Source organism: Microtetraspora malaysiensis (assembly GCF_001528665.1).
GTDB classification, from domain to species: Bacteria; Actinomycetota; Actinomycetes; order Streptosporangiales; family Streptosporangiaceae; genus Microtetraspora_A; species Microtetraspora_A malaysiensis.
Map to the genome: position 1 here is coordinate 221,164 of NZ_BBYJ01000005.1, position 10,816 is coordinate 231,979.

The following is a 10,816-nucleotide window of genomic DNA, read 5'->3' on the forward strand; positions in this document are numbered from 1 at the left end:
GGGCCGCGCGCAGCAGGGCTTGATTTGTCAGACACGACCTAGCGCCTGGATCGCCGTGCTCCGTCCCTCTAACGTTCCTCCATCGACATGGACGCCCCAGGAGATGCAATGAACGCTGCCGAACTCCCAAAGCCGGGCAAGCCGCGGCGAGTTGCCGTAGCGGCGGGCGTGGTGGTCACGGTGGTGGTCCTGACCGGCTGCCAGTCCGTTCGGCGGCCTGCCACGGCACCGTCAGCGGGATCGTCCCCCGTGGCGACCGCGGCCACGATCGGGAAGACGCCTGCCGGGGTGGAGCCGGTCGTCGCCGCTGGTCCGCCATGGCGAATCGCACATGAGCACGACTACGGCGAGTTCGACTCGATGAATGTCGGGGTCATGGTCGGCTCGGCGGAAGGATGGGCGTTCGGCCAGACCAATGTGGGTGACGAGCTGGAGCCGCAGTTCCCCGTGACGCTGCGCTGGGATGGGGCATCGTGGCGCACGGTCCGGCTCCCGGGCAAGTTCGAGGGCGCGTTTCTGTCCGCAAGTGGCTCGTCACGGACCGACGTCTGGGCTGTGTCCAGCTCCGAGACCGGATTCGCCAATGTGCTCCGCTTCGATGGTCGCCGGTGGACGCTCGCCCGCCGGGTCCAGCAGGACGTGAGCGGCGTGCAGGCCGTCGGCCGCCACCGGGTATGGCTGTTCGGCGGCTACGTCGGGGACACCTGGTTCTTCGACGACGGCAACTGGCGGCGGGTGCGGTTACCGCTCCGGGTCACCGCGACGAGCGCCGCTTCCGAAGAGGATGTGTGGGCCATCGGCTGGCGTGATGATGCCGGCGGGGATCGGGCGGCGGTTGCCCACTTCGACGGTCGAACCTGGGGGACCGTGTCCCTTGGTTCCGCATTCGGCTCGCCCAACGATCAGGCGTTCACCCAGTTCACCAGCGTGCACGCCGCGGCAAGGGATGACGTCTGGGTCTTCGGAACGCAAACCGGGCCAAGCACCGACCACACGGGCGAGGGCGCCTCCGACGGGCAGGAGATTCCCGTTGCCGCGCGCTGGAACGGTCGCCTCTGGAGCCAGGTCCCGGTGCCGCACGGCTGGCAGCTGGGTGCGGTGATCGGCGGTACGCGCGGTGCCGTTCACGTGGCCGCGACAAAGATGGATCAGGAGGGAAACGCAGACTATTCAGCGGTGCTTTCTCGCCGGGAAGACGGCTCCTGGACCATCTCCAACCTTCCGCACCCCCCGGGTGCAAAACCGTTCCTGTCCTCCTTCGCGCGGGTGGCCGCGACCGGAGAGCTCTACGGATTCGGCTTCATCGAGACGGACGACGGTGATCGCACGTCCGCCATCTTCGTCTCGGACGCGTCCTGATGCGAGTCCCGGCAGCCGCTGGCCGAGGGCCGCAGAAGTCGCGCTGTGTGATTTCCAACCGGGATAGAGTGGCATAAAACACACTCGGATTCATGGATCTGGCGATCATGCGGCTGCTCCGCTTCGCGGTCGGAGGCAAGTCCTGGCGGGCGGTCGCAGGAACGAACAGCACCTTTGACGCTGGAGAACCACAGTCATGAGTGACATCTCCGCCGGCAAGCAGGTCAGGATCGCACGCCGTGGCGCTCTCGAGGGCGACACGGCGCAGACACCCGGGCTCATCCGCGACGTCGCCTTCGACGCCCGCAACCCGGACGCGGCCCATCTGTCGGCATTCCTGAGCACCGTCAAGCCCGGCGCGGTGACTGGAGCGCACCATCACGGGGACCAGGAGACCGTCCTTTACGTCGTCAGCGGCACGTCCCGGTTCCGATGGGGAGACCGGCTGGAGCACGTAGCCGAAGCGGGCCCCGGAGATTTCGTGTTCGTCCCCTCCTACGTCGTTCACCAGGAGATCAACGCCTCCACCGAGTTTGAGACGGTCTGGGCGGTAGTGCGCTCCGGCGTGAACCCGGTGGTTGTCAATCTCCCGGAGCTCGACGCCTACATCGAGCATGCCGCGATCGAGTACACCGCTCCGCAATAGACCGCCATGTCGGGCGGCGGTGCTCACAAATGCCGTACTGCCGCCTTGATCCACGGTCGCACCAGCGGCCCGTCAAGGGCCTCTTCCGCCGGTTCGCCGATCACTGGCGCGTGGCGCGCGCCCGCCTCCGGGCGGCGGCCGTCGCCCTCCCCGCTTCCTGACCGATCGCCAGCCGTAAGACATGGCTATTTGTGATTATTCGGGCGAGTCTAAACGCCATGGGATGGCGTCCGGGGTCCGTCGGTGGCCTGTTCGGCCGCCAACTGTTCGGTCAATGAGTTCTCTCTCGCCGCTGTCTTTCGTGCGGCCTCGCATCCCGGCGAGGTGTTCTGCCAGCGCGATTGTTTGGACTTTGCCTTGTCAATGCTGGGTCGGCTATGTCCGGATTTGATGGGAATTATTAGGCAGAAGTGCCTCGTGTTGATTAATCGACATTTATGGTCGCCTCGACGCTCGATAAGGCAATTATGGAGTGATCTTAGTTTCGTGCGCCCCTTTGTGGGGGCATTCATCCCCAGCGTCGCTACTTCGGCGGATCAAGTCATAGATGCTGTGATCAGTTTTAGTTATGCGATTTGGGGAGGGTTAGTGAGTGTTCGTAGTACGGACGCGGACCGGCGGACAGGCACGCGTGCATCCGCCCGTAGGAGCGTCAGGATCGTGCCCATACTCGGGCCGGCTTTCGTCGCGGCGATCGCGTATGTGGATCCCGGCAACGTCGCCACCAACCTGACGGCGGGGGCGACTCTCGGCTACACGCTGGTGTGGGTCGTCGTGGTGGCCAGCCTGGTGGCGATCCTGGTGCAGTTCCAGGCGGCCAAGCTCGGCATGGCGACCGGCCGGAGTCTGTCGGAGCTGTGCCGCCGAAGGTTCGGCAGGTGGGGCAGCCGTGTGCTGTGGCTGCAGGCCGAGATCGTCGTGCTGGCCACCGACCTGGCCGAGTTCGTGGGCGCCGCGATCGGCCTGCACCTGCTGTTCGGGATGCCGGTCGCGGTTTCGGCCGGGGTGACCGCCGTGATGTCCCTGATGCTGCTTGAACTGCGGCGTCATGGGCGGACCCGCCCCTTTGAGCTGGCGAGCGCGGCGGTCCTGCTGCTGGTCGGCGCTGGATTCGGCTACGACATCGTCTTTGTGGGGCACCAGTCCGCCGGCGCGCTGGCCGCCGGATTGGTCCCGAATCTGGGCGGCGACGGGGCGTTGCTTCTGGCAATGGGCATCGTCGGCGCCACGGTTATGCCGCACGCCGTCTACCTCCACTCGGCACTGGTGCAGGGGCGCGGCGTCTCCACCCAGGCGGCCCGACGCCAACCGGCTCTGGTCCGCCGGATCCTGCGGCTGGACTGCTCGCTCGCGCTGGGCCTGGCCACGTTGGTCAACGTCTCGATGATCGCTCTGGGCGCCGGGCTCGGCGCGGCGACCGACGGCGCCTGGGCCGGTGACCTGGTGGCCGCGCACGGCGAACTGGCCAGCCGGATCGGCGGGGTCGCCGCCCTGGCGTTCGCCGTCACGCTGCTGTCGTCGGGGGTGTCTTCCGCCGGGATCGGCACACTGGCCGGCGACGTCGTGATGCACGGCTTTCTGGGCCGGCGGGTGCCCGTGTACGTGCGGCGGGTCATCACCATGGCCCCGGCGGTGCTGGCCCTGCTGGCCGGCGCACCCTTGACCGGACTGCTGATCCTCAGCCAGGTGGTCATCTCCCTCGGCGTGCCCGTCGCGCTGTTCCTGCTGGTCTATTTCTGCCGGGACCGCACGCTCATGGGCCCGCTGGCCAACGCCCCGCTCACCACCGCGATCGCGGCCACCGCCGCGGCCGTGGTCGCCCTGCTGGCCTGCTCCCTGCCCCTCGCCCTGCTGTTCTGAGCTGTTCCGACCCGATCCCGCCACCGAGGTGACCGATGCCAGCGCAGAGCGACCATCACCGGACCGATCCCATCCGTACCGCCGCCCGTGGGCCGGAGCACGGCCCTGCGACGCCGGTCGGCATCCCGGTCTCCATCTCACGGACCCGGATCAAGCTGGTCGCCCTGGCCCTGCTCGCCGCGGCGGCACCCGTCGTCGACACCCCGGAGTGGCTCACGGTGGCACTGACGCTCATGTGCCTCGCCGTACCGCCGGCCGTGGCGGCACTGGGGGGCGCGGACCTCGTCCGCGAACTGTTCCTGCTGCCGCCGCGACCGATCCCATCCGCATCGACCCGAAAGGACGATCACCTATGACCAAGCCCATGCAGCCGCAACAGCGCATCCCGCATCCGCAGCGCGACGGCAAGGGTGGCCTGGACACCGGGCCCCGCAACGTCGAACTGGACCTGCAGAACCCCGACCTGCTCGTGCCGCCGGAGACCGATCACGGCACCGTTCCCAACATGAAGTTCTCCTTCTCCATGGCGCACACCCGCATCGAGGAGGGCGGCTGGACGCGCGAGGTCACCCAGCGGGAGCTGCCGATCGCCACCACGTTGGCCGGTGTGGACATGAAGCTCAACCCCGGCGCCTACCGCGAGCTGCACTGGCACAAGGAGGCGGAGTGGGGGTACGTGCTGGAGGGGAGTTGCCGCATCGGCGCCGTCGACCAGGAGGGCCGCAACTTTCTCGACGACGTGCAGAAGGGCGATCTGTGGTTCTTTCCCAAGGGGGTGCCGCACTACATCCAGGCGCTGGAGGAGGGCGTGGAGTTCCTGCTGGTCTTCGACGACGGCGGATTCTCCGAGAACTCCACCTTCATGATGAGCGACTGGTTCGCGCACACCCCCAAGAACATCCTTGCCAAGAACTTCGGCTGGACGCCGCAGCAGATGGCCAACATGCCGGAGAAGGAGAAGTACATCTTCCAGGGCCAGGTGCCGCCTGCCCTGGACTCCGACCGGATCGTCAGCCCTACCGGCGACGTGCCCAGCACGTTCAAGCACCGGATGCTCGCACAGCCGGCGCAGCGGTTCTCCGGCGGGACCGTCCGCATCGTCGACTCCACGATCTTCAAGGCGGCCACCAGCATCTCCGCCGCGCTCGTGGAGGTCGAGCCCGGCGGCCTGCGCGAGCTGCACTGGCACCCGACCGACGACGAGTGGCAGTACTACATCTCCGGTTTCGGGCGGATGGGGGTGTTCGCCAGCTCGGGGCTGGCCCGCACATTCAACTTCCAGGCGGGCGACGTCGGCTATGTGCCGTTCGCGTACGGGCACTACATCGAGAACCTGGGCAAGGAGCCACTGGTCTTCCTGGAGATGTTCCGCAACCCCCGGTTTGAGGACATCTCGGCCACCCAGTGGATGGCCAACCTGCCACCCCAGGTCAGCGCGGACACCATCAACATGCCCCGCTCCATGATCGAGGCGCTTCCGAAAGACAAGCGCCCCGTCATCGCCTGAACCGATATGTCAGGGCGGCGTACGCGCCCCGGCCCAGGGTGTGTGTGCCCTGGGCCGGGCCGAGAACCTTCGGCGTCCGGGCTGATCCCCCGGTCGGCGGGAGCGGCCGGCGGTCCGTCGCTTCCGGTCAGCTGGGGGAGACGAAGCCCGACTCGTACGCGGAGATCACCGCCTGGGTCCGGTCCCGGGCGTCGAGCTTGGCCAGCACGTTCCGCACGTGCGTCTTGACCGTCTCCGCTCCGACCACCAGCTCGGCCGCGATCTCACCGTTGGACAGGCCACGCGTCATCAGGCGCAGCACGTCCGCCTCGCGCGCGGTGAGCCGGCCGATCCCCGGCACCGTGCGGCGGGCGCCGCGCGCGGCGGTCAGCGTCCTGATCGCGGCCGGGAAGAGCAGCGAGTCGCCCGACGCCACCAGCCGGATCGCGTGCACCAGTTCCTCCGGCCGGGCGCGCTTGAGCAGGAAGCCGCTCGCCCCCGCCCGCAGCGCCTCGTAGACGTAGTCGTCGTTCTCGAAGGTCGTGACGACCAGCACCTTGGGCGGCTCCTCCCCGGACAGGATCCTGCGGGTCGCCTGGATCCCGTCCACGGCGGGCATCCGCACGTCCATCAACACCAGGTCCGGCCGCGTCGCGCGGACGACCGACACCGCCTCGGCCCCATCCCGGGCCTCGCCCACGACGCTGAGTCCGGGCTCGGACTCAATGATGATCCGCAGGCCGGTACGGATCAGGTCCTCGTCGTCGACGATCACCACGCTCAACGTCATGGCCCAACCCTAGAACGCTGCCAACCGTCGCCCGGTCGGGCCGCTCAGCCCTTGAGCGCCGAGGCGACGGCGTCGGCGAGCGGCGTGGTGGGCCGGCCCAGGAGGGCGGCCAGGTCGCCGGTGACGTCGGCGAGGGCGCCCTTCGCGACCTGGACCTCGGCGTCGACCAGCAGCTCGACCAAGAAGCCGGGCAGGCCGGCTCCCGTCAGGATCTCGGCGTACCGCTCGGCGGGCAGGTCGGTGTAGACGACCGGCTTGCCGGACTGGGCGGCGGCCTCGGCGGCCAGCTCGGGCAGGGTCCAGGCAGTGTCGCCGGTCAGCTCGTAGACCTTGCCCGCCTGCTCGTCCCGGGTCAGGACGACGGCGGCGGCCTCGGCGAAGTCGGCCCGGGTGGCCGAGGCGATGCGCCCCTCGCCCGCGCTGCCCACGATCGCGCCACGTTCGACCGAACCGGCCAGGGTGGTGGTGTAGTTCTCGGTGTACCAGCCGTTGCGCAGCAGCACGGTGGGCAGACCGGACGTGGCGAGGGCCGCCTCGGTGTCCCGGTGGACCGCGGCCAGGCTCAGCGGGTTGCGGTCCGCCCCGACGATCGAGGTGTAGGCGACCAGCCCCACGCGGGCCGTACGCGCCGCTTCGACGACCGCGTGGTGCTGGGCGAGACGCAGCGCGTCGGGTCCGTTGGAGGAGACGAACAGGAGCTTGTCGGCGCCGGTGAAGGCGGGGGCCAGGGTCTCCGGCCGGTCGTAGTCGGCCTCGCGGACGGTGATGCCCTTGGCGGCCAGGTCGGCGGCCCTGCCCGGGGTGCGAACAGCGACGGCGATCTTGGACGCGGGCACCCCGCGCCTGAGGAGGCTCTCCACGGCGAGGCGGCCGAACGGTCCGGTGGCTCCAGTGACGACGATCATCGAAATATGCCCTTCGTGTGGGGATGGTGGGGAACGGCCGGCGGCGCCGACCTCCACTCACCCTATGCTTTCTAATCGAAAGTGCAAACTATTCCACCGTGCTCTCTGTCGGGTAGCATTTGCTGATATGGACACATCGACAGCGCGGCCTGCCGGGGACGAGTCGCTCGAGTTCGACGTATTCGCCCGCCACTGTCCCTCGCGGCCCGTCCTGGAACACCTCACCGGCCGCTGGGGTGTCCTCATCCTGGTCGGCCTCCACCAGGGGCCGGCTCGCTTCAACGCCCTGCGCCGCCGCGTCGACGGGGTGAGCGAGAAGATGCTCGCCCAGACCCTCAAGGAGTTGGAACGCGACGGCTTCATCCGCCGCGACGTCCACGCGGTGCTGCCGCCGCGCGTGGAGTACAGCCTCACCGAGCTCGGCAGCAGCACCGCCGCCAAGCTGTTCGAGGTCATCGAGCACCTGGAGGCGCACATGCCCGCCGTTATCGCCGCGCAGGGGCGTCACGACCAGGAGGACGACCGCGACTGATCCCTGCGGTAAGCGGGCCCTCGGTGAAGTAGCGGCGTCGGGAATTCCCCTCGGTGGCCATTTCGGGCATCGGTGGAGGGGCCGCGTCGGCGGGAACGGGGCATCCCAGATCAGATGATGGCGTCCACGGCTGCGTGGATGGCGTCCTGGTGACCCAGAAGGTCCGTGCTGTCGGCCCACTGGTCCACGCCTCCGGTCAGCGGCAGCTCACGCAACCGGGGATCGGTGACCGTCTCCAGCAGGGCCCGGGCGAAGCGTTCGGCATGCAGAACCAGGAACGGCCGGCTGTGGTAGGGCCGGCGGGTCGGATCCACCGGCTTTGTGAGCCCGATGGCGTTGTGCGTCCGGCCCACGACCTCGTACGCGTCGCACAAGTGCCGCTCCCGGCCGGGGTAGTCGGTCGCGCCCAGGGCGCCGCGCAGCGACGGCGCCAGCCGTTCGGCTGTCCTCAGCTGCCCGAAGGCGCTGCCGAGCCACTTGCTGTACGGGCAATAGCGTCGCTCCATCAGTAGGCACAATCGCATCAGGTCACGGACCAGGCGCGCGGCCACGATGGCGGAGCCAAGGTCGTCCCCGACCTCCGCGCAGCGGCCGACGAACGCCTCCTCCTGGGAGATCCGCTGCCACTGGCAGGCCAGCAGGTAGCGCCACACCTGTTCCGGGTACCACGCCAGCCGCCGCCTGGCCGCGGTGAGATCACCCAGATCGTCGCGGAACACCGCCCCGCCGGTCACCTCGGCCAGTTTCTGCTGCGGCAGCGCCAGCCAGTCGCTGATCGCCGGCCCCGCATCGCGCCAGGCTGCCGCGTGAGGGCCCAGCTGTGCGGTCAGCCAGGAGCCCACCCCGTGCACCGAGACCCGGTGGTCGACCGGGCCTTCGGTCGGCTCCATGTGGCCAACCGGGTCGAGTGGATCGCTGCTGCGGCGGAAGTGGGTGGGCCATCCATGCACCTGTTTCGGCAACCTCTGGGCCAGGAGGTCGCGGATCCGCCCACCGTGGCGTACCGCGTCCTCGGGAGCGAGGAAGAGCTCCAGTCGAGGTCCCCAGTCGTGGTCGGCCGAGCGCGCGGTGTCGAATCCCAGGACCTCGGATCCCGCGCCGACCCGGGCGGCCGCGTACCGAAGCCCTGGATAGGCGGTGTCGAGGATCGGTTTCACCGCCTCCTCGTACAGAGTCCTCGCGAGCTCAAGGCCGGGAACGAAAGGGGCAGTAGGCGTGACCATGCCGCTTACTGTGCCAACGACGCGTCACGCGGATCCACCGGATATCAGCCGCGCCGCCGCCACATCTACGGCTCGGCCGTTCGGCGGGGCCTGGACGCAGCCCGCGGCCGGGTCGGAGGCCGGCCGACTCAGCGCCGCCAGTGGCCATCGCGGCAGATGTAGGTCCGGCCGCGGTTGCTCGTCCCGACGGCGCCCGCATGGCCGCAGAAACCGCCCGGGTTGACGCCGGAGATGATCGACGGAGTGTTGTCCTCGGTCTCCCGAGGCGCCGGTTTCGGCTTGGGCTTCGGCTTGCGGCCCTTGGTGGGGTCCAGGTCGTCCCGGTCGACCGACTTGTTCACCCCGTCACCGTCGGCGTCGCGGTCCCTGCGGTCCCGGATCCCGTCCCCGTCGAAATCGTCCGTGGGGGAGGAGCTGGGCGTCAGCGTGTCGGCAGGAGCGGGATCGGCCGGTTCGGACAGGTCAGTCGCGGCATACGACGGAAGCGGGGACGGCGAGGGAAGCGGAGGAGCCGTGTCTCCGAATATCGCGCCGCACGCGGCGAACAACGCGAATATCACCGCGAGAAGCAGCAGACAGCCGCATCCTTTCTGGGCCTTGGTCGCCGGCTGGGACTGCTTGGGGGCATGGGGGGTCGGCAACGCAGCTACCTTCCTGGTCGGAGGAAGGGAGCTTAACTTGGAGCGGTCCATTTGCGGGCTTAAATGGCAGAAATGGTTTTCGGCCCCGTTTTTGGAATCGGCGACTGTCGGGCAGATTGAAACATCATCAAAAGTCGGACGATTCGGATCTTGTCGATAACGAGTAGGTCTCGATGGTGCCGTGACGCCACGGGGCCATGAGGCCGTGTAACCGAGGGGTCCGGCCGAGGCCTCGGTGCCAACGGGTTCGGGTCCGGCCGAGATACGGGGTCAGACTCAGGGCTGCTTCTGGCCGTATCTCGGCCGGACCCGCACGGGGGTACGGCCGCTCTGGACGGAGCCTTCGGTGCTCTAGCTGTCCACGGTGAACTGCGGCCTGCCGGTACCGCCCCGAGAGGCATATCTGGTGACCTGACGGGAAGTGGACGTTACTACTCCTCCTGGAAGATCGGAGGGCCCAGTGATCACTCTCGGAATCATCCTGCTCATCATCGGTTTCATATTCGGCGTCTCTGTCCTGTGGACCATCGGGATAGTGCTGCTGGTGATCGGTGCCGTCCTATGGGTCCTTGGGGCACTCGGACACGCCGTCGGCGGGCGGCGCCATTATTGGTGATCGCCCGTTCTCCTCCCCCCACAGGTGAACCACGGATTGATGGGGGCCGGGCCGGGATGCAGGAGCGGTGCGCGGAACCCGCAGGATCAGCCTGCGGTGTCGCCGTCCTCGCCCCCGTCCCCGCTCACGCCCGCCGCGTTCGCCGGCCGGTAGGTGAGTACGACGACACCTGAATCGAACGTCGTCGCGTCCAGGAGCTCGAGTGTCGCCTCGGTGCCCTCGCGGAAGAGGCGCTGCCCGCCGCCCCGGATGACGGGACAGATCCAGATCCGGTACTCGTCGAGGAGACCGTGCTCCATCAGCGTGTCGGTGAGCCTCCCGCAGCCCCAGATCAGGATGTTCTCTCCGGGCTGCTCCTTCAGCTTGGTCACGTCGGCCACCAGGTCGTCCCCGTGGATGATGGTCGAGTTGTTCCACTCGGCCTTCTCCAGAGTGGAGGAGACCACGTACTTCGCCATGGAGTTCACCCGGTCGGCGTAGGGGTTGCCGCCCATCGCGGGCCACGCCTGCGCCATGCCGTCGTAGGTCTCCCGGCCGAGCAGCAGCGCGTCGCTGCCGAGGACGAGGTCCAGGGCGTACGCCATGCTCTGCTCGTTCGTGTACTGCATGGACCACAGGTGCGGGTTGTCGATGAAGCCGTCGAACGTGCTGTAGGTCGAGGCGATGATCTTTCGCATGACGTTCTCCCTGTCGTGAATCGCGGACGCGGTCGGCGCGAGGTGTACCGGCGCCTTCTCGGCGCGCGGTCACCGCGCTGT

12 protein-coding genes are annotated in these 10,816 nt (G+C 68.4%); 7 read left to right on the forward strand and 5 right to left on the reverse strand.

Going from position 1 to position 10,816, the window contains the following annotated elements; genetic code table 11:
* Nucleotides 1–108: 108 nt before the first annotated feature.
* From AWQ71_RS03840 to AWQ71_RS03860, 5 genes are all read left to right on the forward strand, one after another.
* Nucleotides 109–1,359: a hypothetical protein gene (locus tag AWQ71_RS03840; protein ID WP_157570165.1), complete on the forward strand. Its 1,251-nt coding sequence runs from the start codon at nucleotides 109–111 to the stop codon at nucleotides 1,357–1,359.
* A 196-nt stretch (nucleotides 1,360–1,555) separates the two neighbouring features.
* Complete coding sequence (locus AWQ71_RS03845) at nucleotides 1,556–2,005, forward strand: cupin domain-containing protein (protein WP_067126725.1); 450 nt, start codon at nucleotides 1,556–1,558, stop codon at nucleotides 2,003–2,005.
* 660 nt (nucleotides 2,006–2,665) lie between these two features.
* A complete protein-coding gene (locus tag AWQ71_RS03850; protein ID WP_218001633.1) occupies nucleotides 2,666–3,865 on the forward strand; it encodes an Nramp family divalent metal transporter in 1,200 nt (399 codons plus the stop codon).
* A 35-nt stretch (nucleotides 3,866–3,900) separates the two neighbouring features.
* On the forward strand, nucleotides 3,901–4,221 hold the full coding sequence (locus tag AWQ71_RS03855; protein ID WP_067126728.1) for a hypothetical protein: 321 nt from the start codon (nucleotides 3,901–3,903) through the stop codon (nucleotides 4,219–4,221).
* Nucleotides 4,218–5,372 (forward strand): oxalate decarboxylase family bicupin, encoded by a 1,155-nt coding sequence (locus AWQ71_RS03860; protein WP_281195307.1) that lies wholly within the window; start codon nucleotides 4,218–4,220, stop codon nucleotides 5,370–5,372. The genes AWQ71_RS03855 and AWQ71_RS03860 overlap by 4 nt, the downstream gene beginning before the upstream one ends.
* 127 nt (nucleotides 5,373–5,499) lie before the next feature.
* On the opposite strand, the gene AWQ71_RS03865 is transcribed toward AWQ71_RS03860, so the two are convergent.
* Nucleotides 5,500–6,141 carry a response regulator transcription factor gene (locus AWQ71_RS03865; RefSeq protein WP_067126730.1) on the reverse strand — a complete coding sequence of 214 codons (642 nt, stop codon included), beginning with the start codon at nucleotides 6,139–6,141 and terminating at the stop codon, nucleotides 5,500–5,502.
* A 44-nt stretch (nucleotides 6,142–6,185) separates the two neighbouring features.
* Nucleotides 6,186–7,046 (reverse strand): SDR family oxidoreductase, encoded by an 861-nt coding sequence (locus AWQ71_RS03870; protein ID WP_067126732.1) that lies wholly within the window; start codon nucleotides 7,044–7,046, stop codon nucleotides 6,186–6,188.
* A 127-nt stretch (nucleotides 7,047–7,173) separates the two neighbouring features.
* Here AWQ71_RS03870 and AWQ71_RS03875 point away from each other — a divergent pair, with 127 nt between their 5' ends.
* A complete protein-coding gene (locus tag AWQ71_RS03875) occupies nucleotides 7,174–7,578 on the forward strand; it encodes a winged helix-turn-helix transcriptional regulator (protein ID WP_067126735.1) in 405 nt (134 codons plus the stop codon).
* 110 nt (nucleotides 7,579–7,688) lie between these two features.
* Here the strand turns inward: AWQ71_RS03875 and AWQ71_RS03880 are convergent, their stop codons facing one another.
* Both AWQ71_RS03880 and AWQ71_RS03885 read right to left on the reverse strand, forming a co-directional pair.
* Nucleotides 7,689–8,801 carry a DUF4037 domain-containing protein gene (locus AWQ71_RS03880; protein WP_067126738.1) on the reverse strand — a complete coding sequence of 371 codons (1,113 nt, stop codon included), beginning with the start codon at nucleotides 8,799–8,801 and terminating at the stop codon, nucleotides 7,689–7,691.
* 128 nt (nucleotides 8,802–8,929) lie between these two features.
* On the reverse strand, nucleotides 8,930–9,442 hold the full coding sequence (locus tag AWQ71_RS03885) for a hypothetical protein (RefSeq protein ID WP_157570166.1): 513 nt from the start codon (nucleotides 9,440–9,442) through the stop codon (nucleotides 8,930–8,932).
* A gap of 460 nt (nucleotides 9,443–9,902) precedes the next feature.
* Here AWQ71_RS03885 and AWQ71_RS44555 point away from each other — a divergent pair, with 460 nt between their 5' ends.
* Nucleotides 9,903–10,058: a DUF6131 family protein gene (locus AWQ71_RS44555; RefSeq protein WP_245658096.1), complete on the forward strand. Its 156-nt coding sequence runs from the start codon at nucleotides 9,903–9,905 to the stop codon at nucleotides 10,056–10,058.
* Nucleotides 10,059–10,144: 86 nt separating this feature from the next.
* On the opposite strand, the gene AWQ71_RS03890 is transcribed toward AWQ71_RS44555, so the two are convergent.
* Nucleotides 10,145–10,735: a dihydrofolate reductase family protein gene (locus AWQ71_RS03890; RefSeq protein WP_067126743.1), complete on the reverse strand. Its 591-nt coding sequence runs from the start codon at nucleotides 10,733–10,735 to the stop codon at nucleotides 10,145–10,147.
* Nucleotides 10,736–10,816: the final 81 nt, after the last annotated feature.

What these genes read in the sequence shown, in the direction of transcription:
- AWQ71_RS03875 (WP_067126735.1), top strand. Translation starts at nt 7,174, where the DNA reads ATGGACACATCGACAGCGCGGCCTGCCGGGGACGAGTCGCTCGAGTTC.
- AWQ71_RS03880 (WP_067126738.1), bottom strand. Translation starts at nt 8,801, where the DNA reads ATGGTCACGCCTACTGCCCCTTTCGTTCCCGGCCTTGAGCTCGCGAGG.
- AWQ71_RS03865 (WP_067126730.1), bottom strand. Translation starts at nt 6,141, where the DNA reads ATGACGTTGAGCGTGGTGATCGTCGACGACGAGGACCTGATCCGTACC.
- AWQ71_RS03840 (WP_157570165.1), top strand. Translation starts at nt 109, where the DNA reads ATGAACGCTGCCGAACTCCCAAAGCCGGGCAAGCCGCGGCGAGTTGCC.
- AWQ71_RS03860 (WP_281195307.1), top strand. Translation starts at nt 4,218, where the DNA reads ATGACCAAGCCCATGCAGCCGCAACAGCGCATCCCGCATCCGCAGCGC.
- AWQ71_RS03855 (WP_067126728.1), top strand. Translation starts at nt 3,901, where the DNA reads ATGCCAGCGCAGAGCGACCATCACCGGACCGATCCCATCCGTACCGCC.
- AWQ71_RS03845 (WP_067126725.1), top strand. Translation starts at nt 1,556, where the DNA reads ATGAGTGACATCTCCGCCGGCAAGCAGGTCAGGATCGCACGCCGTGGC.
- AWQ71_RS03890 (WP_067126743.1), bottom strand. Translation starts at nt 10,735, where the DNA reads ATGCGAAAGATCATCGCCTCGACCTACAGCACGTTCGACGGCTTCATC.
- AWQ71_RS03870 (WP_067126732.1), bottom strand. Translation starts at nt 7,046, where the DNA reads ATGATCGTCGTCACTGGAGCCACCGGACCGTTCGGCCGCCTCGCCGTG.